Genomic DNA, 24,427 nt, shown 5'->3' on the forward strand with positions numbered 1-24,427 from the left:
GGACCCACTACGGTGCGGCTCGTGGACGGAACCGTGGTGGTCACAGGGGGCAGCCGAGGCATCGGGGCGGCGGTCGTGCAGGCGCTGGCGGCCCGCGGGATCCGGACCTGCTTCAGCTACTCCACCCACCGCGAGGCCGCCGACGTCGTCGCCGCCGGCGCCGCGGACCTCGGCACCGACTGCGTCGCGGTGCAGGCCGACGTCTGCGTGGAGGCCGACGTGCGGCGCCTGTTCACCGCCGCCGAGCAGCTCGGGCCGGTCACCGGGCTGGTGAACAACGCCGGCATCGCCGCGCGCCAGTCGCGGGTGGTGGACATGGAGGCCGACCGGATCCGGCGGGTGCTCGACGTCAACGTCGTCGGGTCGTTCCTGTGCGCGCGCGAGGCCGTGCGGCGGATGACCGGGCGCGGGGGCGGGACGATCGTCAACGTGTCCTCCCGCGCCGCCGTCCTCGGCAGCGCGGGGGAGTACGTCGACTACGCCGCCTCCAAGGCCGCCGTCGACGCGCTCACCGTGGGGCTGGCGCGGGAGGTCGCCGCCGACGGCATCCGCGTCGTGGGGGTCCGGCCCGGGTTGATCCGCACCGACTTCCACGCCCGTTCCGGGGAACCGGAGCGCGTGGAGCGGTTGCAGCGCAGCGTCCCCATGGGCCGCGGCGGGGAACCCTCCGAGGTCGCCGAGGCCGTGGTGTGGCTGCTCTCCGACGGCGCCAGCTACGTCACGGGGACGACGCTGGACGTCAGCGGCGGGCGCTGACCCCGCGCACCCCCGCCACGGTCCCCACCGGCTCGTTCAGCGCCCGTGCTTGGCGGCGTACATCCGCACGTCGGCGCGGTGCAGCAGGCTGCGGAAGTCCTCCGCGTCGTCCTCGGGGAAGGTGGCGACCCCGATGCTGACGGTGACGCGCACGGGCTGCCCGGCGATGTCGTAGGGCTCCGCGATCGCGGCCCGCAGCTGCTCGGCGACGCGGTCGGCCTCGCGGCGGGCGCTGGCGCGGTCCAGCCCCTGCAGGGAGACGAGGAACTCGTCGCCGCCGAGGCGGGCGGCGAGGTCGCTGCGCCGCAGCCGGGCCTTGAGCCGCGCCGCGACCTGCACCAGCAGCTGGTCGCCCGCGGCGTGGCCCAGCTCGTCGTTGACGGCCTTGAAGCCGTCGAGGTCCATGAACAGCACCGCGAGCGCGCTGTCGCCGCCGCGGGCCTCCCACAGCTCGACCTCGACGCGCTCCTCGAAGCGGCGGCGGTTGACGAGCCCGGTGAGGGAGTCGGTGTAGGCGAGCTCCTCGATGCGCGCCAGGTAGCTCTGGGCCCGGTCCCGTTCCCGGATCAGGGCGCGCTCGGCCTCGACCTGGGCGGTGACGTCGTTCTGGACGCCGATGTACTGCACCAGCCGGCCGTCCTCGTCGGTGACGGGCGCCATGTAGATCTCGTTCCACCACTCGCTGCGGTCGGGGCCGCGGTAGTTCAGCAGCGTCTCGCGGACCTCGCGGCCCTCGGCGATGGCGCTGCGCAGGCGCCCGATCGCGTCGTGGTCGGTGTCGGCCCCCTGCAGGAAGCGGCAGTTGCGGCCCAGCAGCTCCTCGGAGCGGTAGCCGGCGAGCTCCTCGAAGGCCCGGTTCACGTAGACCAGCGGCTGGTCCGGGCGGCGCATGTCGGCGATCGTGATGCCGCTGGTGGAGGCGGCCAGCGCGCGCTGCAGCAGGGGTTCCCCGGCCGCGGGGGCCACGACGGCGGCGGGTCGCGCGCCGGGCGGCGGGCTCGCCGGGGCCGCCGCGGGTGCGGCGGCGGGGACGGGACCCACGGCCGGCGCGACGCGCGAGAGCAGGCTGTGCGCGGCGGCGACCACCGTCTGGCGGCGGTAGGTGAGGGCGTACTCGAAGGTGCGCTCCATGTCGGGACCGTCGTCGCCGAGGTCGCGCGCCAGCAGGGCGGCGCTGAAGTGGGGGCTGACGACCACCACGTCCCACTCGCCGCGGATGGGGTCGTCGGCGGCCAGCGCGGCCCCGCGCACCCCGGGGACGGGTTCCAGGGGCAGGTCCTCGCCCAGGGCGCACACGAACCCGGTGCGGGCGACGAGGTCGCGGTAGCGCTGGGCGGTGGCGGGGGTGAAGTGGCGGGCCTCCTGGAACGTCGAGGCCACCACGCAGGTCTCGCCCAGGCGCATCGCCTGGCGCTCCAGCTGCTTGCTGAGCTCCACGAGCAGGCGCTTGGGGGAGCGGCGCAGCTGGGTGCCGGCGGGCAGGCAGTCGAAGGGGGACGGCTGGTCCACCGCGCCGGCGGCGACGGGGTCGGGCAGGGTCAGGCTCGCCACCGGGAACCGCTCGGCCGGGCCGGCGGCGGGGCGGGCGAAGAGCCAGCCCTGCCCCAGGTGCGCGCCCAGCGCCCGGGCGATCGTGAGGTGCTGCGGGGTCTCGATGCCTTCGGCCAGGACCCGGGCCCCGGTGCGCTCGGCGTAGTCGTTGACGGCGTTCATGATCTCGGCGATCACGGGGGAGGGGCGCTTCTGGACGAGGGAGAGGTCCAGCTTGACCACGTCGGGACGCAGCAGCGGCATGAAGGCCAGCGAAGCGGCGTCGGCGCCGACGTCGTCCAGGGCGACGCCCCAGCCCAGGGCGCGGACGCGGTCGACGGTGCGCAGCAGCTCGGCGGGACGGGTCGCCAGCGCGCGCTCGGTGATCTCCAGGACGATCCGCAGCTCGCCCGGGGCCCCGGCGGCGAGGGCGAGGAGGTCGTCCACGGGGGCGGTGTCGAGGACCTCCGGCTCCACGTTGACGAAGACGGTGAGCGGGGCGAGCAGGCCGTGCTCGACGGCGCCGCGGAACGCCGCGGCGCGGCACGCCTGGTCCAGCTCGGCGAGCAGCCCGGCCTCGCGGGCGGCGCCGAACAGGGCGTCGGGGGTGGCCAGCGGTCCCTGCGGCCCGCGGGCCAGGGCCTCGTAGGCGACGACGGCGCCGCTGTCGAGGTCGATGATCGGTTGGAAGACGCTGTGCACCGAGCCGTCGGCGATGACCCGGTCGATGCTGCTCACGTTGACTCCTCCTGAACCGTCCCGTCGGCGACCCGCCGCCCTCAGCTCCGTCCCATCGGCCGGTCCCCGCCCGTCCTTGAGGCGTTCCGGTCCCCGGGTCCCCGGTCCGGGGCGGCAGCGGGTGCGGGTGGCCGGGTCGCGCCGCGGCCGTCCCCGGCCTGCGCGGGCGGGGACGCACCGGCACGATGGGGGGGTGACGGAGCTCCAGGCGCTGGCGGACCTGCTCGACGGGGGGCGCGTCGTGGTCCTGGAGGGGGCCGGGATGTCCACCGGTTCCGGCATCCCCGACTACCGCGGCCCCGGCGGTTCGCTGCAGCGGCACACCCCGATGACCTACCAGGAGTTCACCGGTTCCGCGGAGGCCCGCCGCCGGTACTGGGGTCGCAGCCACGTCGGGTGGGAGCACTTCCGGCGGGCCCGGCCCAACGACGCCCACCGCGCCGTCGCCGCGCTGGAGGGCGCGGGCGTGGTGACGGGGGTGATCACCCAGAACGTCGACGGCCTCGACCTCGCCGCCGGCACCCGGGAGGTCGTGGAGCTGCACGGCAACCTCGACCGGGTCGTCTGCCTGCGCTGCGGGGAACTCACCGCCCGCGCCGAGCTCGCCGAGCGCCTGAGCGCCGCGAACCCCGGGTTCGACGCCCGCGTCGAGCAGCTGCACGCGCTGAACCCCGACGGCGACGCCGACCTCACCGAGGCCCAGCTCGAGGGGTTCCGCACGGTGGCGTGCCGGCGCTGCGGCGAGGACGCCCTCAAGGCCGACGTGGTGTTCTTCGGCGAGACCGTGCCGAAGGACCGCGTCGCCCGCTCCTTCGAACTGCTCGACGCGGCCCGCGTCCTGCTCGTCCTCGGGTCCTCGCTGGCCGTCATGTCCGGGTACCGGTTCGTCCTGCACGCCGCCCGCAACGGCCAGCCGGTCGCGATCGTCACCGCCGGCCCGACCCGCGGGGACGAGAAGGCGGCGCTGAAGGTGGACGCCCCGCTGCAGGAGGTCCTGCCCGCGGTGCTGGAACGCCTGCGCCTCAGGCTCTGAGCGAGTCGACGAGGCGGTCCACCGCGGCGCGCTGGCGGTGCGGGGAGTACGTCTGCGGGTCGGCCGCGGCGAGGGTGTTGAAACCCTCGACGAGGGCGACGAGCCCGACGGCGTGGTGGGTCCGCGCCGCGCGCGGCAGGTCCGGACGGGCCGCGGCGAGGAGCTGCTCGACGCGCTGCACGAAGGCGCGGTTGTGCCGGACGTGCAGTTCGCGCAGTTCCTCGTCGGACACCGCCGCGGCGAGGAAACCCACCCAGACCCGCGCCTCCTCCCGTCCCTCCGCGGTGAGGGAGAGGGCCTGCAGGGCCACGGCGCGCAGGGCGTCGAGGGGTTCCCTGGCCGCCTCCTGGGCGGCGTCGGCGCGCCGCCCGGTCCGTTCGTGGAGGAGTTCGCGGGCGTGCCGCAGCAGCGCCCGCTTGTCGCGGAAGGCGTGCAGGACCAGTCCCGTCGTGCACCCGGCCCGGGCGGCGACCGCGCGCAGGGTCAGCCCGCTCAGTCCGTCCCGGGCCAGCACCGACCATACCGCGGCGGACAACCGCGCCCGCTGCTCCTCGACGTCGCGCCGCTTCGGCATCCCGACCCCCTCATCCCGTGACGGATGTTACGGTAACGGCCGTTCCGGGACGAGAGGGGTCGCTGTGGGGTTCGTCGTCGAGGTGGAGGACTGGGACGCCCCCGAGGGGGCGGGGCTGCGCGCGGCCCAGCGCGCCGAGCTGGACGCCCGCTACGGCGGCGACGACCACGAACCGGGCACGGCGCCCAGCGCCGCCGACGTCGCGGTGTTCGTCGTCGCCCGCGACGAGGAGGGCGCGGCCGTGGCCTGCGGCGGGCTGCGCCCGCTGGGACCCGGCCTCGCCGAGCTCAAGCGGATGTACGTCCGGCCCGAGCGGCGCGGCAGCGGCGTCGCCGTCCTCGTCCTGCGGGCCCTGGAGGAGCGCGCCCGCGCCCTCGGGGTCACCCGGGTGGTGCTGGAGACCGGCACCCTGCAGCCCGAGGCCCTGCGCTTCTACCTGCGCGAGGGCTACCAGCGCATCGAGAACTTCGGCCCCTACGCGGGGGAGGCCCTCTCGGTCTGCTGCGCCCGCGACCTCTAGGACCGACCTACACTCGACGGGCCATGCAGTGCGACTACTACGACGCCCGCGCGTGCCGTTCGTGCACCCTCATCGAGCTCCCCTACCCCCGGCAGGTCCGGGACAAGGAGGAGCGCTGCCGCGAGCTGCTCGCCGCCCACGAGGGCCTGCGCTGGCTGCCGAGCGTCCGCAGCCCCGAGGCGGGGTACCGCAACAAGGCCAAGATGGTCGTCGGCGGCACGGTGGAGCGGCCCACGTTCGGCATCCTGGACGCCGCCGGCCGCGGGGTCGACCTCAGCGAGTGCCCGGTCTGCGCGCCCGGCATCCTCGACCTCCTGCCCGTCCTGGCCCGCTTCACCACCCGGGCCGGGCTGGTGCCCTACGACGTCCCGCGCCGGCGCGGTGAGCTGAAGAACGTCCTGATCACCGAGTCCCCCTCGGGGGAGCTCATGGTCCGCTTCGTCCTGCGCTCGCAGGACCGCCTGCCCGCGCTGCGCCGGCACCTGCCGCAGCTGCTGCGCGAGGCCCCGCGCCTGGCCGTCGTCAGCGTCAACCTGCTCCCCGAGCACAAGGCCGTCGTCGAGGGCGACGTCGAGATCGCCCTCACCGAGCGCACGACGCTGCGGATGCCGATGGGCGGGGTCGACCTCGACCTGCGTCCGCAGAGCTTCTTCCAGACCAACACCGTCGTCGCGCGGGAGCTGTACGCCCAGGTCGCCCGCTGGGTCGACGAGGTCGCCCCGGCCAGCCTGTGGGACCTCTACTGCGGGGTCGGCGGCTTCGCCCTGCACTGCGCGGCCCCGGGCCGCCGCGTCACCGGCATCGAGGTGAGCGCGGAGGCCGTCGAGAGCGCCCGCGCCGCCGCCGCCGGCCTGCCCGACGTGGAGTTCGCCGCCGGCGACGCGACCCGGTTCGCGCTGGAGGCGCCCGAGGCGCCGGAGCTGGTCGTGGTGAACCCCCCGCGCCGCGGGATCGGCCCGGAGCTCAGCGGGTGGCTGGAGCGCTCCGACGTCGCCCACGTCGTGTACTCCAGCTGCAACCCCGTCACGCTGGCCAAGGACCTCGCGGCCATGCCGTCGCTGCGGCCGGTGCGGGCCCGGGTGCTCGACATGTTCCCCCACACCCAGCACGTCGAGGTCGCGGTCCTGCTCTCCCGGACCTGACCCGTCCCGCCCGTCAGCCCTCGGGACGGGGTGCGGTGTTCAGCCAGCCCTGCAGGACGTCGCACAGCGACCGCAGGTCCCGGTCGAGGTCCGGCAGGAGCTGCGGGCCGGGCTGCTCCACGCCCAGCCAGCGGCGCAGCACCGAGAGGTAGGCGGCGTGCACGGCCCCGGCCACGGCCTGCGGCACGACGTCGGGGGCGGCGAGGCCGTGGCGGTGCGCGACGAACGCGGCGACGTGCTCGCGCCACTCCGCCCACTGCTGGGACTCCCCCGAGCGCAGTTCGCTCGACTCCTCCAGGACGCGGAAGCGCTGCATCCACAGCCCCTGGTCGTCGATGACCCGCTGGACCGCGCCGACGACGGCGGCGCGGACGAGGTCCATGGTGGCGTCGCCGCGGTCGCGGGACTCCTCCAGCAGCCGCGCGAAACCCGCGGTGTACTCGTCGAAGCGCCACCACACGATGGAGGCCTTGGAGGGGAAGTAGCGGAAGAAGCTCGTCTTGCTCACCCCGGCCGCGGCGGTGATCTCCGCCAGCGTGGTCTCCTCGAAACCCCGGGTCAGGAAGAGTTCGACGGCCACGGTCTCGATCTCCGCACGAGAGGAGGCCGGGGGCCGTCCGCGGCGCGGGGCGGTTGGTTCCACCACGTGTTCGCTCACGGGGACAGCGTGCCACAGCGGCCCCCCGGGGCGGGCCGCGTCCGCTCGGCCCGGACGTGATCCTCGCGGGCGGGGCCGATGCCCTAGCCTCGGCACGTGGGAACTGTGACGACCGCCGGGGCCGAGCGGACGACCTACGTCGTCGTCGACGGCGAGAACATCGACGCGACGCTGGGCGCCTCCATCCTCGAGGGCCGGCCCGCGCCGGAGCAGCGCCCGCGCTGGGAGCGGCTGCTGGACTTCGCCCGCACCACCTTCCAGCAACCGGCCAAGGGCCTGTTCTTCCTCAACGCCTCCTCGGGGCACCTGCCGATGTCCTTCGTCCAGGCGTTGCTGGCCCTGGGCTACCAACCCATCCCGCTGGCCGGCGGGCCGGGCGAGAAGGTCGTCGACATCGGCATCCAGCGCACCCTGGACGCCCTGGTCGAGCGCGAGGGCGACGTCCTCCTCGGCAGCCACGACGTCGACTTCCTGCCGCAGATCGACCGGCTGCTCACCGGCGACCGCCTCGTCGGGCTCGTGGGGTTCAAGGAGTTCATGAACTCCCAGTACGCCGGGCTGCACGAGCGGGGCCTGAAGGTCTTCGACCTCGAGGAGGACGTCCGCGCGTTCAAGGTCGTCCTGCCCCGCGTGCGGATCATCCCGCTGGCCGACTTCGACCCGACGCGCTACCTCTGAGGCGCGCTCAGCGGGCCAGGGCCAGCACCGTCTCCAGGGTGTCGGCCTCGGCCGCGGTCTTGTCCTCGCGGTAGCGCACGACGCGGGCGAAGCGCAGCGCCACCCCGCCCGGGTAGCGGGTCGAGCGCTGCAGGCCGTCGAAGGCGACCTCCACGACCTGCTCCGGGCGCACCGTCACCACGTACCCGTCCTCGCCGGTCTGCAGCTCGCGGAACCGCGCGGTCTGCCAGGCCAGCGTCTCGTCGGTCATGCCCTTGAACGTCTTGCCCAGCATGACGAAACCCCCCGTCGCGGGGTCGCGGGCGCCCAGGTGGACGTTCGACAGCCAGCCCGCCCGCCGTCCCGAACCCCGTTCCACGGCCAGGACGACCAGGTCGAGGGTGTGCACGGGTTTCACCTTCACCCACGCCCCGCCGCGCCGGCCGGCCGCGTAGGGGGAGTCGAGGTCCTTGACGACGACGCCCTCGTGGCCGCCCGCCAGCGCCTGCGCGGCGAACTCCGCCGCGGCCGCGGGGTCCGCGGTGACCAGGCGAGGGGTCCGCCACCGGGGCGGGACGAACCCGTCGAGGGCGGCGAGGCGCTCGCGCAGCGCGACGTCGAGCAGGTCCGCGCCGTCGAGGTGCAGGACGTCGAAGAAGTACGGCACCACCGCGTCACCGCTCGCCTGCGCCGTGCGCGAAGCGGTGTCCTGGAACGCCTTCGGGCGTCCGGACCCGTCGAGGACGAGGGCCTCGCCGTCCAGCACGAACGCGCGGGCGGGCAGTTCCCGCACCACCTCGACGACCTCGGGCAGCCGAGCGGTGATGTCCTCCAGGGTCCGGGTCGCGATCCGGACGCCCTCCGGCCCGCGGTGGACCTGGATGCGGATCCCGTCGAGCTTGGTGTCCACGGCCACCGGGCCCGCGAACCCGGCGACGGCCTCCGCGACGGAGGTGGTGCTGGCGGCGAGCATCGGCAGCAGCGGGCGGCCGACGTGCAGCCCGAAGCCCGCGAGCTCCGCGGCGCCCCCGCGCAGCGCGGCGACCACGGCCTGCACCGTCGACCCGGCGAGCATCGCCGCCCGCCGCACGTCGGGGCCGGGGACCCCGGCGACGGCCGCGGCCGCGTCCTGGACCAGCGCGTCCAGCGCGCCCTGGCGCAGCTCGCCCGCGACGACCCCGCGCAGCCAGCGCTGCTCCTCGCCGGTGGCCCGGGCGAAGAGGTCGGCGACCGCGGCGGCGCGGCGCCCGGCCGACCCCGGGCCGGACAGGGCCGCGACCTCCTCGAAGCGGCGGTCGACCTCCGCGACCTCCAGCGACGCCTCGCCGGCCGGGGCGGGCAGGCCGCTGAGGCTGCGCCCGCCGAGCCCGGTGCGGCGCTGGCGCAGGCTGCCGCCGAGGTAGGCGGCCACGACGGCGGTCAGCTCGGCGTCGGCCGGGTCCAGTCCCCGCAGCAGCCCGGCGATGGCCGCGACCTTGGCCGTGCGCGAGCGGGTCGCGGCGACGGCGGTGGAGGTGGCGACGACGTCGGCGAGCAGCACGGGCCCATCCTGCCCCGGGCCCCGCCGCCCGGCCGGGTGGAGCCCTCAGCCCCGGGCGGGAGCGGCGGGACGGCGCGCGGTCCCCGCCGGGAGCGCGCCGCGGCGCAGCATCCCGCGCTCGAAGACGACCGTGCCGAAGGGCGGGACGCCCGCGGCGAGCCCGACGAGGGTCGTCGGCAGGCTCCAGCGCAGGGTCACCGCGGCCCAGACCGTGGAGAGCAGGTACACCACGAACCCGATGCCGTGGATCATGCCGACGACGGGGACCCCGCCCTCGTGGGGCGCGTGGACGACCCACTTGAGGAACATCGCGACGAGCAGCGCGGTCCACGAGACCGCCTCGAACGTCGCGATCACGCGGAACCAGCGGGCGGCGATGGGCCCGGACGTCATGGGGTCCTCCTCGTCGGTGGGGCCTCCCAGTCTGACGTCCCGGCGCGGGAGGGCCGCGCCGCCGGCGGTGTGTGATCCCTCACCCCGGGGGCCGGTCGGCCGGTCCGGCGGCCAGCGTCGCGAGGTGGCCGCGCAGGACCTCGACGGCCCACCCCGTGGGGGCGGCCGGGGCCTGGCGCACCAGGTGCAGGGCCAGCCCGTCCAGCAGGGCGTGCAGGTGCGCGGTGGCGGGGTCGGTGGCGTCGGGCTGGGTCGGGTCGGTGGCGGCCGGGCCGCCGGTGAGGGCCCGCGCGACGTGGCGGCAGGCGGTGGCGACGTCCTCGTGCGCGGCGTCTGCGGCCGGGCGCAGGGCGGGGTCGGTGAGGGCGGCGGTGCCCAGGGCGAACTGGACCTCCGCCTCCAGGCGGCGCTCGGCGTCCAGGGGCAGCAGCTCGACGAGGACGGCGAGCGCGGAGCCGGGGTCGGTGACCTGCGCCAGGGCGGCGATCCGGCCGGCGGCGCGGCGGCGGGCCAGGTCCAGGCAGTAGGCCAGCAGGGAGGCCTGGGTGGGGAACGCCCGGCGCAGGGAGGCGGTGGCGAGACCGGCCTCGGCGGCGACCCCGCGCACCGACACCGCGCGGACGCCCTCGCGGGCGGCCACCCGCCAGGCGGCCTCGGCCACCGCGATCTCGCGCTCGGTGTGGTCGATGAGCCTGGGCACCGGAGGATCGTAGCGGTGGTAGCACGACCGTGCTAATTTCTTTGTTGACACATCTGTGCTCACAAGGAGACGTCGTGCTGCTGCTCATCGCCGGTTGCGAGATCGGTTTCTGGTTGCTCGTGGTCGCCGGGCTGCTGGCCCGCTACCCGCTGCGGGCCCGGCGGGCCGGCGGGGTCCTGCTCGCCGCGGTGCCGCTGGTGGACCTGGTGCTCCTGGTGGCGACCGCCGCCCACCTGCGCACCGGCGTTGAGGCGACCTGGGCGCACGGCCTGGCCGCGGTCTACCTCGGCTTCACCCTCGCCCACGGCCGGCGCCTCGTGGCGTGGGCCGACGTCCGCTTCGCCCACCGTTTCGCCGGCGGTCCAGCCCCCGCCGCCCTGCACGGGCGGGCGTACGCACGCCGGTGCTGGGCCGACGTGCTGCGCACCGCGGCGGCCGCGGCCGTGGCCGCCGGTCTCCTCCTCGCCGGGCAGCGCTGGATCGACGACCCCGCCCGCACCGCGGCCCTCGACGGGTTCCTCCCCCTGCTGGGCGTGGTCTGCGCGGTGGAGCTCTGCTGGGCGCTGACGTACACGGTGTGGCCGCGCAGCGCGCCCCGGACGCAGCCTCGGCCCGAGCCGCGCGCGGAGTCCCGGGCGGGCGCGCGGTGAGCCTGCGCCGCCGCACCGCCCTCGGGCTGGCCCTGCTCCCGTTCGCCGCCGCGGGGGGAGCGGCCGGCGAGGAGGTCGCCCGCCGCACCGGGCGCCCCCCGGCCCCGGCGGGCAGCCTGCGCGTCGACGCCGGCAGCGCCGTCCTGCACCTGGTGCGCCGCGGGAGCGGCGCCCCGGGGACGCCGACCGTCGTCCTGGAGGCCGGCAGCGGGGAGACCAGCGCCTCCTTCGCCCGCGTCCTGGACGGCTGGGACCTGCCCGCGGCCGTCGTCGCCACCGACCGCGCCGGGTACGGCCGCAGCGGCCCCTCCTCGGCCCCGCGCACCGGCGAGCACGTGGTGACCGAGCTGCGCACCGCGCTGCGGCGCAGCGGGTCCCCGCCGCCGTACGTCCTCGCGGGGCACTCGATGGGGGGCCTGTTCGCGCGGCGCTTCGCCGTCGAGCACCCCGGCGAGGTCGCCGGCCTGGTCCTCCTCGACGCCCGCCCCGAGGACGACGCTCGCCGCACCGCGGACCTGCTGCGCGCCGCCGGGTTCGCCGAGGACCCCCCGTGGCCGCTGCTCGCCGGGCTCGCCCGCACCGGCGCGCTGCGGACGCTCGCCCCCGTCCTGCTGGGCCCCTCCGTCCCGGCTGCGGACCGGGCGGAGTTCCTCGACGTCACCGCCGGCCCGGCGTACTTCCGCACCCGCGCCGAGGAGGCGGCGGCGATCACCGCCACCGAGGACCTCGTGCGCGGGCGGACCCTGGGGGACCGGCCGGTGGCGGTCGTCGCGCGCGGCCGGGCCCAGGACTACGCCGCCGCCGGCCTCGACGCCGCCACCGGGCGGGCGCTGGAGGAGCTCTGGCAGGACGGGCAGCGGCGGATGCTGCGGCTGTCCACGCGCAGCCGCCTCACCGTCGCCGCCGGCAGCGGGCACCTCGTCCCCCGCGAGCGCCCCGACGCCGTGCGGGAGGCGGTGCGGTGGGTCCTCACCGAGCTCGGGGTGCGCCGCCGGTGAGGGCTCCTCAGTCGTGCGTGGGGCTCTCGTGGCCGCTGTGCCCGACGGGTTCGAGCTGGAACGTGGCGTGCTCGACGGCCACGGGGAAGTGCTCGGCCACGCACTCCTGCAGCCGGTCGAGGATCTCCGGGGCGTGCCCGTCGCGGAAGCAGGAGTCGTCGAGGACGACGTGGGCGGACAGCACGGGCAGGCCGGAGGTGATCCGGCTGGCGTGCAGGTCGTGGACGGCGTGGACGTGGGGGAGCTCCAGCAGGTGCCGGCGCACGTCCTCCAGGTCCAGGCCGGGCGGGGTCTCCTCCAGCAGCACCGACGTCGTCTCCCGCAGCAGCCCCACGGTGCGCGGGACGATGAGGACGCCGATCAGCAGCGACACCAGCGCGTCGGCGCGCGTCCAGCCGGTGAGGGCGATGACCCCCGCGGCCACGATCACCGCGACCGACCCGAGGCCGTCGTTGACGACCTCCAGGACCGCGGCGCGGACGTTGACGTTGCGCTCGCCCTCCCCGCGCACCAGCAGCAGCAGCGCGACGACGTTGCCGAGCAGGCCCACGACGCCGAACACGAGCATCGCCCCGGAGTGCACCTCCGGCGGCTCCAGCAGCCGCCGGACCCCCTCGACGAGGACGAAGACCCCCACGGCGAGCAGGGCGGCGGCCTGCAGCGTCGCGGCCAGCACCTCGGCGCGGCGGTAGCCCCAGGTGCGCCGCGCCGAGGCGGGGCGGGCGGCGAGGGTCGCGGCGATCAGGGCGATGATCAGCCCGGCGACGTCGGTGAGCACGTGCCCGGCGTCGGCGAGCAGGGCGAGGCTGCCGGAGACCCAGGCGCCGACGGCCTCGGCGAGCAGGACGACGGAGGTGACGACCAGCGCCGCGGCGATGCGCCGGCGGTTCTGGTCCGCCGCGCCGTGGCCGTGGCCGTGCCCGTGGCTCACGGGGCGACCGCCTCGGGGGCGCGCCCGGGGGCGTGCTCCGGGCAGGAGCCGTCGCCGGCGGCGAGGACCACCCCGAGCAGGTCGCCCAGGGCGTGGTGCATCCGGGCGTCGGCGATCTCGTAGCGGACCCGGCGGCCCTCGGGGACGGAGGCGACCAGCCCGCAGGCGCGCAGGCAGGACAGGTGGTTCGACAGCGACTGGCGCGACACCCCCAGCTGCTCGGCGAGCTCGGCCGGGTAGCCCGGCGCCTCGCGCAGGGCGAGCAGCACCCGGGACCGGGTGGGGTCGGACAGGGCGTGCCCGAACCGGGCGAGGACCTGGGCCGGGGACGCGATCACCCCCCGACAGTACATCGACGGGTGAACCGTCGCCGTCCGCCGCTGCGGTAGCTTGCCCGGGCCCGATGCCGCGCACCCCCGGAGGACCCAGGTGACGATCCAGGACACCGCCCCCCAGCCGCTCGCCGTCCCCGGCCCCCACGGGGACGTGGACCTGCGGCTCTACCGCCCCGTGGGCCCCCCGGAGGCCGCGTTCGTGTGGGTCCACGGCGGCGGCTTCGCCGCGGGCGACCTGGACATGCCCGAGTCCGACGCCGTCGCGCGCGCCCTCGCCGCGACCGGGGTCCTCGTCGTGGCGGTCGGCTACCGCCTCGCCGGTCCCGACGTGCGCTACCCCGTCCCCTCCGACGACGTCCTCGCCGCGTGGCGGTGGGGGCTCGCCCACGCCCTGGAGGCCGGGGTCGCCCCCGACCGGGTCCAGCTCGGCGGGGCCAGCGCCGGCGGGAACCTCGTCGCGGGGGCCGTCCTGCGCCTGATCGCCGAGGGCGGACCCGTCCCGGCCGCGGTCGTCCTCGCCTACCCGACGCTGCACGCCGTCCCGCCCGCGGCGTCCGCGGCGGCCACCGCCGCGCTGGAGCAGCTGCCCGAGGCGGAGCGCTGGCCGCCGGCGGACGTCGAGGCCATGTACCGCGGCTTCCTCGGCGGCGACCCGTCCGCGGCGCCGGGACCCGCGGTGCCGGGCACGGCCGACCTCGCGGGGTTCCCGCCGGCGTTCGTCCTCACCAGCGAGGCCGACGGCCTGCGCGGCTCCGCGGACGAGTTCGCCCACCGGCTCGCCGCGCAGGGGACCCCGGTGCTGTCGGTGTGCGAACCGGGCACCCGGCACGGGCACCTCAACGAGCCGGGGCCGGCGTTCGACGCCAGCCTGCGCCGGATCGCGCGCTGGCTGCGGGACGCCCCCGACCTGGCCGGCTGAGCGGGTGCCCCGCCCCTCCCCGCCGCCCACCCCCGCCGAGCGCGCCGTCGCCCACGTCGCCGGGCGGGCGCGCGGGGAGCCGGTGGACCCGACCTGGCCGGTCACGCTGCACTTCCACCCCGACCGCCCGGCGGCCGGGGTGCCCCTCCTGCGCGCCATGGCCGCCGACGGGCGCTACCGCTCCCAGTTCGAGACCGGGACCGGCAACGGCGGGCTGACCGCCCACCCCGGCGGGGACCGCTGGCGCTGGGAGTCGCGCCTGTTCGGCGGGGCCTACGACCACGCCCCGCCCGCCGCCCGGCCCGTCCACGGTTCGCTCAACCACGGCCGGCACCCCGTCGGGGCCTCGCCCCGCTTCGGATCCGCCCACCTGCGCCTGCGCCCCCACGTCCTGGCGCGCAGCACCGCCTGCTTCCCCGACAGCGCCGAGGACCCCGTGGCCGTGGGCACCGCCGAGCGCTTCGGCCTGGTCCGGGAGCGGTGGGCGGCGGCCGGGGTGCGCGACCCGCTCGACGACTACGTCGAGGTCCACGTGCACGGCGGCGTCCGCTTCGCCGACGACGTCGAGGCGCTCGTGCTGGACCCCTGCTACCGCGGCACCGACGTCGAGGCCGACGCCGCGCGCCTCGGGGTGCCCGTCGAGTGGCACCCCGGGTTCACCACCACCGTGCGCACCCTCGCCGAGCACCCCGACTACCGCGGCCCGCACGTCGTGGAGGCCGCCGCGCGCATCGCCGCCGACGGCGTCCTGACCCCGCGGGTCGTCGGCGACGCGGCCCGCGCGGGCCACGAGGACGAGCAGGTCCTCAAGCGCGTCTGGCACTGCACCGCCCGCTTCGGCCGGCCCGCCTGACCCGCGGCCTCAGGGGGCGAGGAGGGCGGCGGTGAGCTCCCGGGCCGGTTGCGGCCGGGCGTGGTGGAAGCCCTGCGTGTAGTCGCAGCCGAGGTCGACGAGGGTGGCGAGCTGGGCCGCGGTCTCCACGCCCTCGGCGAGGGTGGCGATGCCGAGGCGGGGGGCGAGGTGGAGGACGGCGTCGACGATGGCCTCGCTGGCGGGGTCGCCCAGCGCGGCGGTGAACGACCGGTCCAGCTTGAGGACGTCCATCGGCATCCGCTGCAACCACGTCAGGGCCGTGTTCCCGGCGCCGAAGTCGTCCAGGGCGAGGCTGAGCCCGCCGGCGCGCAGCAGGTGCAGCAGGGGCTGGATGCGCGGCAGGTCCTCGGTGAGGATCCGCTCGCTGACCTCCAGGGTGAGCCCGGTCAGGTCGGCGTGGTGGGCGTCGGCGATCGCCCCGACCCGGGAGAGCAGGTCCGGGTCGTGCAGCTGGTGGCGGTCGAGGTTGACGAACACCTGCGGGCGGTCCGCCAGCTCCCGCGCCCACCGGGCGCTCTGCTCGGCGGCGTGGTGCAGGACCCACTCGCAGATCACCGGCATCAGGCCGGCGTCCTCGGCGGCGGGGATGAACGCCGCGGGGGTGAGCAGGCCGTGCTCGGGGTGGTGCCAGCGCAGCAGGGCCTCCGCCCCGGTGACCGCGTGGTCGCTGGCCCGCAGGATGGGCTGCCAGTACAGCTCCAGCTCGTCGCGCGTCGTGGCCCGGCGCAGGTCGCGCTGCAGGGCGAGCCGGTGCAGGAGGTGCTCGCGCAGCTGGGGCTGGAACACCTCCGCCCGGTCGCGGCCGCGGCGCTTGGCCTCGTAGAGGGCGTGGTCGGCGGTGGAGAGCAGCGCATCGGGGTCCCCGGGCCCCACCGCCGTGCTGACGCCGATGGAGACGCTGACCCGGACCTCGCCGTGGTCGAGGAGGTAGGTGCCGCCGGCGGCGACGTTGACGCGCTCGGCGAGCAGGAGGGCCTCGTCGAGGTGGTGCAGGTCCTCGGCCAGGACGACGAACTCGTCGCCCCCGAGCCGGCAGACGGTGTCGGAGGGGCGCAGGCTGGACCGCAGGCGCTGGGCGAGGGTGGTGAGCAGCCGGTCGCCGGCGGGGTGGCCGTGGGCGTCGTTGACGTGCTTGAAGTGGTCCACGTCGAGCAGGAGCAGGGCGACGGGCTGCCCGCTGCGGGCGCTGCGGGCCAGGGCGTGCTGCAGGGCCTGGGTGAAGTAGCGCCGGTTGGGCAGACCCGTCAGCGGGTCGCGCACCGCCTCCGCGGCGAGGGCCTCGCGGGCGTGCTGCTCCTCGGTGATGTCGCGGCAGTTGATGACCACGCCCCCCACCCCGGGGGTGTCGAGGTGGTTGGTGGCCTCCGCCTCGATCCAGCGCGTCCGCCCGTCCGCGGCGATCACGCGGGCCCGCTCCCGCAGGACCTGCCCCGGCGGCGCCGCGTAGGCGCGGTCGAGCAGCTCCTGGGCCAGCTCCCGGTCCGCGGGGTGCAGGGGGAGGCCGTAGGGCGTCCCCGCCAGCGTGCCGTCCCCGTCGGCGGTGAAGCGCTGCGTGGAGGGGCTCGCGTAGGTGACGACCCGCTCGCGGTCCACGACGACGGTGATGTCGCTGGAGTGCTCCACCAGCGCCCGGAAGCGCTGCTCGCCGGCCACCCGCGCGGCCTCGGCGCGGCGCAGGTCGGTGACGTCCTGCCACGTCACCACCAGCAGTCCGCCCACCCGCGCCCGGGTCACCTCCAGCGCGCGCGTCCGCCCGCGGGCGTCGACGTGGTCCTCGTCGCGGCGCACCGGCTGCTCGGCCTCGAAGGCCGCCCGGTGGAGGGCCAGCAGGTCCGGGAACCGCGCGGGCGGGGTCACCTCGCCCAGGCGCCGCGCCGTCCCGTGGGGGCGGGGACCGGTCACCGTCGCCAGGCCGGCCCTCGCGGCGGACCCGGAGGCGGTGAGCAGGGCGAAGTCGACGACCCGCCCCGCCTCCACGACCGGGCGCATCACCGCGACCACCACCCGGCCGTCGGCGTCGAGACCCTCCAGCAGCGCCGCCAGCACCACCTCGGCGCTCGCCCCGTCCGCTCCGCCCGCGTCCGCCCGGCCCGTGTCCAGCTCGCTCGTGTCCACCTCGCCACGCCCCCGCTCCGCCGCCGCGAGGCACCCACCACGGGCGGCGCGCGGGCTCGGCGTCGACACTCAGCGTATTGAGATACTCACGTCTGGTATAGCAGGGTCCGGTCCGGGTCCGGTCGGGTCTCCCGGTCGGGTTTCCCCGGCGCCGCTCAGCCCCCCGCCGCCAGGGCCGCCCGGCGGTCCTCCGCGCCGCGGGACACGTGGGCGCGGTGCACCAGGACGAGCAGGACGGCGACGCTGACGACCACGACGACCACGTGCACCGGCAGGCTCCCCGAGACGTCCCACACCGTGTGCAGCACGACGGCGGCCAGGTAGGCCCCCAGGAGCGCCGCGAGGGCCCGCCCGCGCCGGGCGGCGGTGGGGACGCGCCACAGCGCGGCCACCGTGAACCCCGTCCAGGCCACGTGGCCCGCCGGGGACAGCAGCGCGCGCAGCAGCAGCTCCTGGTGGACCGCCGCGACGTCCTGCGCCCGCAGCAGTTCCTGGAAGCCGTAGCCCATCGTCTCCAGGACGGCGAAACCTGTCCCGGACGCGATGCCGATGACGATGCCCGCGCGGGGGTCGCGCGGACGGGCCAGGAGCACCACGACGAGCGGGACGACGAGCTTCGCGCCCTCCTCGATGAACCCCACGAGCAGCATCGCCGCCGCGCCGAGCTGCTGCTCGGAGCGGTACTCCAGGACACCGGCGGTCACCGTCCCGACGATCCCGCCGGCGATGGCGGTGCCGGCCACCGTCCACCCCGGGGCGGGGATGCGCCGGCCGCCGTTCTCCGCGAACACCAGCACGGTCAGCGGGACGGTGACGGCGCCGATGAGCAGCAGCGAGGGGAAGAAGTTCAGGTTCCGCGTGCTGACCATGACCTCCAGCACGACGACGTAGGAGACGACCCCCAGCGCCAGGACGGCGATCCAGCTGAGGCGGCGGAGACCGCGGGCGCGGCGGGGGGTCTGCTCGATCACGAGGGGGACCCTGCCCGCGCCCGCCCGCCGCGAAACCCCGGCGCGCGACCGGGCCGCGACGGCCGCGGCCCGGGACGGCGGTCGCCGCCCGCCCCGGTCTACTCCCCGTCGCCGAGGACGAAGGGGTGCACCGCGTCCGCACCGGCGCGCCGCAGCTGGCGGGCGGCCACGGCCAGGGTCCAGCCGCTGCGGGCGCGGTCGTCCACGAGCAGGACCCGCCGCCCGGCCACCGGCGCGTCCTCGGGCAGCTCGAAGCGCCGGGCCACCTGCGACAACCGGTGCGCGGAGTTCACGTCGCTGCGGGTGGGGGAACCGTCCAGCAACCGGAACGTGGCCAGGACGGGCAGCCCCGTGTAGCGGGACAACCCCTCGGCGAGGTGGGCGACGAGCTGCGGGCGCGACGCCGAGCACATCGCCACGATCCCGTCCAGGGCGAGGTCGCGGGCCCAGTCGTCGAGGACCGCGGCGGCCGCGTGGCGCAGCGGGACCGGGGTCGGGCCGTCGGGCACCCCGGGGGCGAACAGCTCGCGGACCGCACCGCCCCAGCCGAGGTCGGTGGTGCGGGCCACCGCGCGGCCGCTGCCGGGCTGCTCCGCCGGCGCGATCCGGCCGGAGACGGGGACCCCCAGGCTCTTCACCCCCGTCGGCCACTGCTTCTTCGGCTCCAGCGCGACCCCGGGCCGGTCGAGGTCGGCCCCGGCCCGCGTCACCGCGGCCTCGTCGACGTCGCCGGAGACGGCGAAGCCCCCGCAGTTGTCGCAGCGCCCGCACGGGGCGGCCTCGGGGTCGTCGAGGGCGCGGCGCAGGAACTCCAGGCGGCACCCCGTCGTCGCGACGTAGTCGAGCATCGCCTGCTGCTCGACCTCGCGGGCCCGGGCGACGCGGGCGTAGCGGTCCGCGTCGTAGGCCCACTCCGCCCCCGTCGCCACCCAGCCGCCCCGGACCCGCCGGACCGCGCCGTCCACGTCGAGGACCTTGAGCATCATCTCCAGGCGGTTGCGGCGCAGCGCGACCCGCGTCTCCAGGGCCTGGGTGGACAGCGGTTCACCGGCGTCGGTGAGGACGCCCAGCGCGAGCCGCACGTCGTCCTCGGCGGGGAACCCGATCGAGGCGAAGTAGCGCCAGATGTCACGGTCCTCCGCCCCCGGCAGCAGGACGACCGCGGCCTCGTCGATCCCGCGGCCCGCGCGCCCGACCTGCTGGTAGTAGGCGATGGGTGAGCTCGGCGCGCCCAGGTGGACGACGAAACCCAGGTCCGGCTTGTCGAAGCCCATCCCCAGGGCGCTCGTCGCGACGAGCGCCTTGACGCGGTCGTTGACCAGGTCGTCCTCGGCCTGCAGGCGCTCGGCGGGGTCGGTCTGGCCGGTGTAGGCGACGGCGTCGATGCCGTGGGCGCGCAGGTGGTTCGCGACGTCGGCGGCCGCGGAGACGGTGAGGACGTAGACGATCCCCGAGCCCGGCAGCTCCGGCAGGTGCTGCACCAGCCACGCGAGCCGGTGCGCGTGCGTGGGCACTCCCACCACGCCCAGCCGCAGCGACTCCCGGTCCAGGGAGCCCCGCAGCACGAGGACGTCCTCGAGGGTCCGCGTCCCCGTCACCGACAGCTGCTCGGCGACGTCGGCGGTGACCCGCTCGTTCGCCGTCGCCGTCGTCGCGAGCACGGGGATGCCGTCGGGCAGGTCCGCCAGCAGCGTCCGGATGCGGCGGTAGTCCGGGCGGAAGTCGTGGCCCCAGTCGGAGACGCAGTGCGCCTCGTCGACGACCAGCAGCCCGGTCGTCGCGGCCAGCGGGGGCAGCACCTCGTCGCGGAAACCGGGGTTGTTCAGGCGCTCGGGGGAGACGAGCAGGACGTCGACGGCCCCGGCGCGCACCTCGTCGTAGACGCGGCCCCAGTCCTCGCCGTTGGTGGAGTTCACCGTCACCGCGCGCACCCCGGCCCGCTCGGCGGCCGCGACCTGGTTGCGCATCAGCGCCAGCAGCGGCGACACGATGACCGTGGGGCCCGCCCCGCGGGCGCGCAGCAGGGCCGTCGCGACGAAGTACACCGCCGACTTGCCCCAGCCGGTGCGCTGCACGACCAGCGCCCGGCGGTGGTCGGCGACCAGGGCCTCGATCGCCGTCCACTGGTCCTCCCGCAACCTCGCCCCCGGGTCCCCGACGAGGCGGCGCAGGACCTCCTCGGCCTCCGCGCGCAGGGCCGTGCGGTCGAGGGCGGCGTCGGGCGGGGCGGTGGGGGCGGGCACGGGGAGGACTCTGCCACCGGCCCCCGACACGGCCCGCGCCCGTCCACAGGTCGCGGCGCGGACCCGGACCGGGGACCCCGGGTCGTCCCCGGGCCCGCCCGGAGCCCGGTCCACCCGCCCGCCGCCACCGCCCGCGCCGCGCCGCGGGCCGGTCGCCCCCGGGGAGACGGCACCGGGCCGCGGTGCTTGACTGCCCCGGTGCGTTACGTGGTGATCGGGGCAGGGGCCATCGGCGGGACGATCGGCGGGCGCCTCGGCCAGCACGGCCACGAGGTCGTCCTCGTCGCCCGCGGCGCGCACGCGGACCACCTGCGGGAGAAGGGGCTCCGCCTGCTGACCCCGACCGGGCCCGTCGAGCTGAACGCCCCCGTCGCCAGCTCCCCGGCCGACGTCGCCCTCACCCCCGACGACGTCCTCGTGCTCGCGGTGAAGGTGCAGGACGCCTCGGGCCTGCTCGCCGACTGGGCCGCCGCCCCCGTCGGCGGCTCCACCGCCGGCCACGTGCTGCCCGTCGTGTGCGCCCAGAACGGCGTGGAGGGGGAGCGGCTGGCGCTGCGCTGGTTCCGCCGTGTCGTCGGGGCCTGCGTGTTCCTGCCCGCCAGCCACCTGGAGCCGGGGGTGGTCAGCTCGGAGGGGGTGCCCGTCTCGGGCGGGTTCGTCCTGGGCCGCTACCCGCACGGGCGCGACGAGCTGGTCGAGGAGATCGCCGCCGACCTCGCCGGGGCCGGGTTTGCCACCGCCGTCAGCGACGACGTCATGGCCGCCAAGCGGGGCAAGCTGCTCGAGAACACCGGCAACGCCCTCGACGCGGTGTGCCGGCCGGGGGAGGGCGTCGACGCGCTGCGCGAGGAGGCCCGCGCCGAGGGCGAGCGGGTCCTGCGGGCCGCCGGGACCCCGCCCCTGGACCGCGCCGCGGCCCTGCCGCAGCTGGCCGCGCTGGGCTTCCGCACCGCCCCCGTGGCCGGCGCCGAGCGGCTGGGTTCCTCCAGCTGGCAGAGCCTGCACCGCGGCGGGTCCGTCGAGACCGACTGGCTCAACGGCGAGGTCGTGCGCCTCGGCCGCGAGCACGGCGTCCCCACCCCCGTCAACGAGGCCCTGCAGGTGCTGGCCGACGCCTCCGTCCGCGAGGGCCTGGGACCCCGCGCGTTCGGGGTCGGGGACGTGCGCGCGCTCGCCGCGGCGGCGGCGGGGGCCAGCGGGGACCCCGCGGGCCCGGCCTGAGAGGGTGGCACCCATGCGCGTCGACCACGTCGGCTTCGCCGCGGGGCCCGAGGGGCTGCAGGAGACCGCCCGGTCCCTGGCGGCGCGCCTCGGCGTGCGCGTCGTCGACGGGGGTCCCCACCCCCGCTTCGGGACCCGCAACGTCGTCCTCCCGCTGTCCCTGGGCTGCTACGTCGAGGTCGTCGAGGTGCTGGACCACCCGGTGGCCGACAAGGCGCTCTTCGGCCGGGCCGTGCGCGAGCGGACCGAGCAGGGCGGCGGCTGGTTCGCCTGGGCCGTCCTCGTCGAGGACCTGCCCGCCTACGCGGCGCGGCTCGGCGAGACCGCCGAGGAGGGGGTCCGCCGCCGCCCCGACGGCGTGGAGCTGCGCTGGCACCAGATCGGCGCCCCCGCGCTGAGCGAGGAGCCGCAGCTGCCGCTGCTCATCGAGTGGGACGGACCCCCCACCCAGCACCCCTCCGCGATCAGCTCGGCCGGGGGCGCGCGCCTGGCCGGGCTGACCATCGCCGGGCAGCGCGACCGCGTCCGCGGGTGGCTGGGGCTCCCCCCGGACTTCACCGCCGACCGCATCGACTTCACCTGGCTCGACGTCGTCGGGAGCCCGCGCAGCACGGGGCTGCGCTCGGTCCGCTTCGAGACCCCCCGCGGGACCGTCGAGATCTGATGGACTGGCTGCCGGACTGGGCTCCCTCGATCACGGCGCCGGCCCTCGCCCTCCTCGTCGTGGACCTCGTGGTGCGCCTCACCGCGATCGCGGTGGTCCCGGTGAACCGCCGCCCCAGCTCCGCCCTCGCCTGGCTGCTGGCCATCTTCTTCATCCCCTACCTGGGGGTGCTGGCGTTCCTGCTCATCGGCAACCCCAAGCTGCCCCGCGCCCGGCGGCGCAAGCAGCGGGAGATCAACGAGCTCATCCTGTCCTCCACCAAGGGCATGGACCTCGTCTCCTCCGACCACCCGTGGCCGCCGTGGCTCAGCGGGGTCGTGGAGCTCAACCGCACCCTCGGGTCGATGCCGCTGGTCGGGGGGAACCAGGCCCGCCTCGAGGGCGAGTACGACGAGGCGATCCGCGCGATGGCCCGCACCGTCGACGGCGCCCGCGAGTACGTCCACGTCGAGTTCTACATCATGACCCGGGACCCCACGAGCGAACCGTTCTTCGCCGCCCTCGAACGGGCCGTCGAGCGCGGGGTGAAGGTCCGGCTGCTGCTGGACCACCTGGGGTCCCTGCGCTACCCCGGCTACCGGCGCACGATCCGCTCCCTCGACGACATGGGCGTGGAGTGGCACCCGATGCTGCCCGTGCAGCTGCACCGGCTGAAGTACCAGCGGCCGGACCTGCGCAACCACCGCAAGCTCCTCGTCGTCGACGGGGAGGTCGCCTGGCTGGGGTCGCAGAACGTGCTGGACCGCAGCTACAACAAGCGCTCCAACGTGCGGCGCGGGCTGCAGTGGCAGGACCTCATGGTGCGCCTGGAGGGGCCGGTCGTCGCCGGCGTCGAGGCCATGTTCATCACCGACTGGTACTCCGAGACCGACGAGCTGCTGCAGACCGAACGCCCCGAGGTCTCCCCGGTCGGCTCCCCGGGACGGCTGGAGTGCCAGGTCGTGCCCAGCGGCCCCGGGTTCGACGGGGAGAACAACCTCAAGCTGTTCAACTCCCTGCTGTACGCCGCCCAGCGGCGCATCTCCATCACCAGCCCCTACTTCGTGCCCGACGAGTCGATGCTGTCGGCCATCACGACGGCCGCCGAGCGCGGGGTCGACGTCGAGCTCTTCGTCTCCGAGTACGGCGACCAGTTCTTCGTGCACTACGCCGAGTGCTCCTACTACGAGGACCTGCTGCGGGCCGGCGTGCGGATCCACCGCTACCCCGCGCCGTACGTCCTGCACGCCAAGCACATGACGATCGACGACGAGGTCGCCGTCATCGGGTCCTCCAACATGGACATGCGCTCGTTCCTGCTGGACCTGGAGCTGACGCTCATGGTGTGCGGGCGCGAGTTCGCCGACGACCTGCGCCGGGTCGAGGACGAGTACCGCGCGAAGTGCACCGAGCTCACCCTGGAGCAGTGGCTGGCCCGCCCCCGGTGGCAGGTCATCAAGGAGAACCTCTCCCGCCTCACCTCCGCGCTGCAGTAGGGCGCTCCACCCCCAGGGCTCGCAGCTCCAGGTCGGCCAGCGCCCGCACCGCGGCGGGGTCCTGGGCCTGCCAGGCGGCGGCGGGGTCGGGGTGCACGGCGAGGAGCTGCTCCGGCGCGCGCCGCTGCAGCGCGCGCAGGGCCAGGACCCGCTCCCCGGCCGGGGAGGCCGACAGCCCGCGGGCCCGCCGCGCGGCCCGGGCCCAGCGGACGCGCTGGAGCAGGCGCACCGCGGTGACCAGCGCGATCGGCACCAGCGCGGTGAGGACCCCGAGCAGCGTGGCCAGCTCCAGCGCGGAGCGCACCTGCGCGTCCGCCGCCCGCGCCAGCGAGGACGCGCTGGCGGCGGAGGAGCCCAGGACGCCCGCCAGGTCGTCCCCGATCAGCGGGGTGCCCGACGCGGCGTCCCCCGCGGCCGACAGCCGCCCGGCGAGGTCGCGGGACCCGGCGGAGAAGCCGCGCGCCGGGGCCGCGACGGAGGCCGCGGCGCCGTGGACGGCGCGCCCGGCCACGACGGAGAGGACGACCAGGAGCAGCCACGCGCCGTCGGCGGCCAGCTGCCGGGAGCGGTGGGCGGGACGGTCGGCGTAGAGGAGCACCCCTGCACGGTGGCACGGCCCGCGCGGGCGCGCCGGGGCGACCGCCACCCGGGGCCGGGACGGGGTGATCCCGCCGTTCCGGCACCCCCGGGGGGTCCCCGGTGGCACGCTGGGACGGAGCTCGGGCCACCGCCGGCCGGTGACCGGTGCGCGCGGACCGCGCGCCGGCCGGGCCGCGGCGAGGGGCGCCAC

The 24,427-nt window shown here is 76.6% G+C and carries 24 protein-coding genes; 12 read left to right on the top strand and 12 right to left on the bottom strand.

The annotated features are described in order from the left end of the window. Nucleotides 1-21: 21 nt before the first annotated feature. Complete coding sequence (locus KRAD_RS12200; RefSeq protein ID WP_012085913.1) at nt 22-756, top strand: SDR family oxidoreductase; 735 nt, start codon at nt 22-24, stop codon at nt 754-756. A 36-nt stretch (nt 757-792) separates the two neighbouring features. On the opposite strand, the gene KRAD_RS12205 is transcribed toward KRAD_RS12200, so the two are convergent. After that, entirely contained in the window at nt 793-3,024 is a 2,232-nt protein-coding gene (locus tag KRAD_RS12205) for a diguanylate cyclase domain-containing protein (RefSeq protein ID WP_012085914.1), read from the bottom strand. 193 nt (nt 3,025-3,217) lie between these two features. On the opposite strand from KRAD_RS12205, the gene KRAD_RS12210 reads away from it, so the two are divergent. Beyond that, nucleotides 3,218-4,057: an NAD-dependent protein deacetylase gene (locus KRAD_RS12210; RefSeq protein WP_012085915.1), complete on the top strand. Its 840-nt coding sequence runs from the start codon at nt 3,218-3,220 to the stop codon at nt 4,055-4,057. On the opposite strand, the gene KRAD_RS12215 is transcribed toward KRAD_RS12210, so the two are convergent. Beyond that, nucleotides 4,047-4,631 (bottom strand): TetR/AcrR family transcriptional regulator, encoded by a 585-nt coding sequence (locus tag KRAD_RS12215; protein ID WP_012085916.1) that lies wholly within the window; start codon nt 4,629-4,631, stop codon nt 4,047-4,049. The genes KRAD_RS12210 and KRAD_RS12215 overlap by 11 nt on opposite strands. 64 nt (nt 4,632-4,695) lie before the next feature. On the opposite strand from KRAD_RS12215, the gene KRAD_RS12220 reads away from it, so the two are divergent. Next, entirely contained in the window at nt 4,696-5,151 is a 456-nt protein-coding gene (locus tag KRAD_RS12220) for a GNAT family N-acetyltransferase (RefSeq protein WP_012085917.1), read from the top strand. Between the two features lie 23 nt (nt 5,152-5,174). Next, nucleotides 5,175-6,293, top strand: coding sequence for a 23S rRNA (uracil(747)-C(5))-methyltransferase RlmC (gene rlmC / locus KRAD_RS12225; protein ID WP_012085918.1), 1,119 nt, complete (start codon nt 5,175-5,177; stop codon nt 6,291-6,293). Between the two features lie 13 nt (nt 6,294-6,306). Here rlmC and KRAD_RS12230 read toward each other — a convergent pair whose 3' ends face one another. Beyond that, entirely contained in the window at nt 6,307-6,951 is a 645-nt protein-coding gene (locus KRAD_RS12230; protein WP_012085919.1) for an acyl-CoA-like ligand-binding transcription factor, read from the bottom strand. A gap of 96 nt (nt 6,952-7,047) precedes the next feature. Here KRAD_RS12230 and KRAD_RS12235 point away from each other — a divergent pair, with 96 nt between their 5' ends. Then, complete coding sequence (locus KRAD_RS12235; protein ID WP_012085920.1) at nt 7,048-7,629, top strand: NYN domain-containing protein; 582 nt, start codon at nt 7,048-7,050, stop codon at nt 7,627-7,629. A 7-nt stretch (nt 7,630-7,636) separates the two neighbouring features. Here KRAD_RS12235 and KRAD_RS12240 read toward each other — a convergent pair whose 3' ends face one another. From KRAD_RS12240 to KRAD_RS12250, 3 genes are all read right to left on the bottom strand, one after another. Then, nucleotides 7,637-9,148, bottom strand: coding sequence for an ATP-dependent DNA ligase (locus KRAD_RS12240; protein WP_012085921.1), 1,512 nt, complete (start codon nt 9,146-9,148; stop codon nt 7,637-7,639). 45 nt (nt 9,149-9,193) lie between these two features. Continuing rightward, nucleotides 9,194-9,541 carry a DUF3817 domain-containing protein gene (locus tag KRAD_RS12245; RefSeq protein ID WP_012085922.1) on the bottom strand — a complete coding sequence of 116 codons (348 nt, stop codon included), beginning with the start codon at nt 9,539-9,541 and terminating at the stop codon, nt 9,194-9,196. A gap of 79 nt (nt 9,542-9,620) precedes the next feature. Further along, on the bottom strand, nt 9,621-10,241 hold the full coding sequence (locus KRAD_RS12250; RefSeq protein ID WP_012085923.1) for a TetR/AcrR family transcriptional regulator: 621 nt from the start codon (nt 10,239-10,241) through the stop codon (nt 9,621-9,623). A gap of 74 nt (nt 10,242-10,315) precedes the next feature. Between KRAD_RS12250 and KRAD_RS12255 the strand changes: the two genes are divergently transcribed. After that, the gene (locus KRAD_RS12255) at nt 10,316-10,891 is read left to right on the top strand and encodes a hypothetical protein (RefSeq protein ID WP_203417561.1); all 576 of its coding nucleotides are present in this window, start codon (nt 10,316-10,318) and stop codon (nt 10,889-10,891) included. Further along, on the top strand, nt 10,888-11,889 hold the full coding sequence (locus KRAD_RS12260) for an alpha/beta fold hydrolase (RefSeq protein WP_012085926.1): 1,002 nt from the start codon (nt 10,888-10,890) through the stop codon (nt 11,887-11,889). Before KRAD_RS12255 ends, KRAD_RS12260 begins: the two co-directional genes overlap by 4 nt. Before the next feature lie 7 nt (nt 11,890-11,896). Here KRAD_RS12260 and KRAD_RS12265 read toward each other — a convergent pair whose 3' ends face one another. Next, nucleotides 11,897-12,820, bottom strand: a complete 924-nt coding sequence (locus KRAD_RS12265; RefSeq protein ID WP_012085927.1) for a cation diffusion facilitator family transporter — start codon at nt 12,818-12,820, stop codon at nt 11,897-11,899. Continuing rightward, entirely contained in the window at nt 12,817-13,173 is a 357-nt protein-coding gene (locus KRAD_RS12270; protein WP_012085929.1) for an ArsR/SmtB family transcription factor, read from the bottom strand. Before KRAD_RS12270 ends, KRAD_RS12265 begins: the two co-directional genes overlap by 4 nt. A 76-nt stretch (nt 13,174-13,249) precedes the next feature. Here KRAD_RS12270 and KRAD_RS12275 point away from each other — a divergent pair, with 76 nt between their 5' ends. Both KRAD_RS12275 and KRAD_RS12280 read left to right on the top strand, forming a co-directional pair. Further along, complete coding sequence (locus KRAD_RS12275) at nt 13,250-14,074, top strand: alpha/beta hydrolase (protein ID WP_012085930.1); 825 nt, start codon at nt 13,250-13,252, stop codon at nt 14,072-14,074. Between the two features lie 4 nt (nt 14,075-14,078). Next, nucleotides 14,079-14,927, top strand: a complete 849-nt coding sequence (locus tag KRAD_RS12280; protein ID WP_012085931.1) for a DUF3626 domain-containing protein — start codon at nt 14,079-14,081, stop codon at nt 14,925-14,927. Nucleotides 14,928-14,936: 9 nt separating this feature from the next. On the opposite strand, the gene KRAD_RS12285 is transcribed toward KRAD_RS12280, so the two are convergent. From KRAD_RS12285 to KRAD_RS12295, 3 genes are all read right to left on the bottom strand, one after another. Beyond that, nucleotides 14,937-17,063: a putative bifunctional diguanylate cyclase/phosphodiesterase gene (locus KRAD_RS12285; protein WP_012085933.1), complete on the bottom strand. Its 2,127-nt coding sequence runs from the start codon at nt 17,061-17,063 to the stop codon at nt 14,937-14,939. Between the two features lie 155 nt (nt 17,064-17,218). After that, nucleotides 17,219-18,034 carry a PrsW family intramembrane metalloprotease gene (locus tag KRAD_RS12290; RefSeq protein WP_012085935.1) on the bottom strand — a complete coding sequence of 272 codons (816 nt, stop codon included), beginning with the start codon at nt 18,032-18,034 and terminating at the stop codon, nt 17,219-17,221. A gap of 98 nt (nt 18,035-18,132) precedes the next feature. Continuing rightward, nucleotides 18,133-20,277: a RecQ family ATP-dependent DNA helicase gene (locus KRAD_RS12295; RefSeq protein ID WP_041292061.1), complete on the bottom strand. Its 2,145-nt coding sequence runs from the start codon at nt 20,275-20,277 to the stop codon at nt 18,133-18,135. 198 nt (nt 20,278-20,475) lie between these two features. On the opposite strand from KRAD_RS12295, the gene KRAD_RS12300 reads away from it, so the two are divergent. The 3 genes from KRAD_RS12300 to cls are packed head-to-tail and all read left to right on the top strand — an operon-like array spanning nt 20,476 to nt 23,637. Next, complete coding sequence (locus tag KRAD_RS12300; protein ID WP_012085937.1) at nt 20,476-21,498, top strand: ketopantoate reductase family protein; 1,023 nt, start codon at nt 20,476-20,478, stop codon at nt 21,496-21,498. Nucleotides 21,499-21,511: 13 nt separating this feature from the next. After that, nucleotides 21,512-22,162, top strand: a complete 651-nt coding sequence (locus KRAD_RS12305; RefSeq protein ID WP_012085938.1) for a VOC family protein — start codon at nt 21,512-21,514, stop codon at nt 22,160-22,162. Next, nucleotides 22,162-23,637, top strand: a complete 1,476-nt coding sequence (gene cls / locus KRAD_RS12310) for a cardiolipin synthase (RefSeq protein WP_012085939.1) — start codon at nt 22,162-22,164, stop codon at nt 23,635-23,637. The genes KRAD_RS12305 and cls overlap by 1 nt, the downstream gene beginning before the upstream one ends. Here cls and KRAD_RS12315 read toward each other — a convergent pair. Next, nucleotides 23,618-24,235 carry a hypothetical protein gene (locus KRAD_RS12315; RefSeq protein ID WP_041292062.1) on the bottom strand — a complete coding sequence of 206 codons (618 nt, stop codon included), beginning with the start codon at nt 24,233-24,235 and terminating at the stop codon, nt 23,618-23,620. The two genes, cls and KRAD_RS12315, sit on opposite strands and share 20 nt — an antisense overlap. Nucleotides 24,236-24,427 lie beyond the last annotated feature (192 nt).

The organism is Kineococcus radiotolerans SRS30216 = ATCC BAA-149 (assembly GCF_000017305.1).
In the GTDB taxonomy this organism is placed as follows: Bacteria; Actinomycetota; Actinomycetes; order Actinomycetales; family Kineococcaceae; genus Kineococcus; species Kineococcus radiotolerans.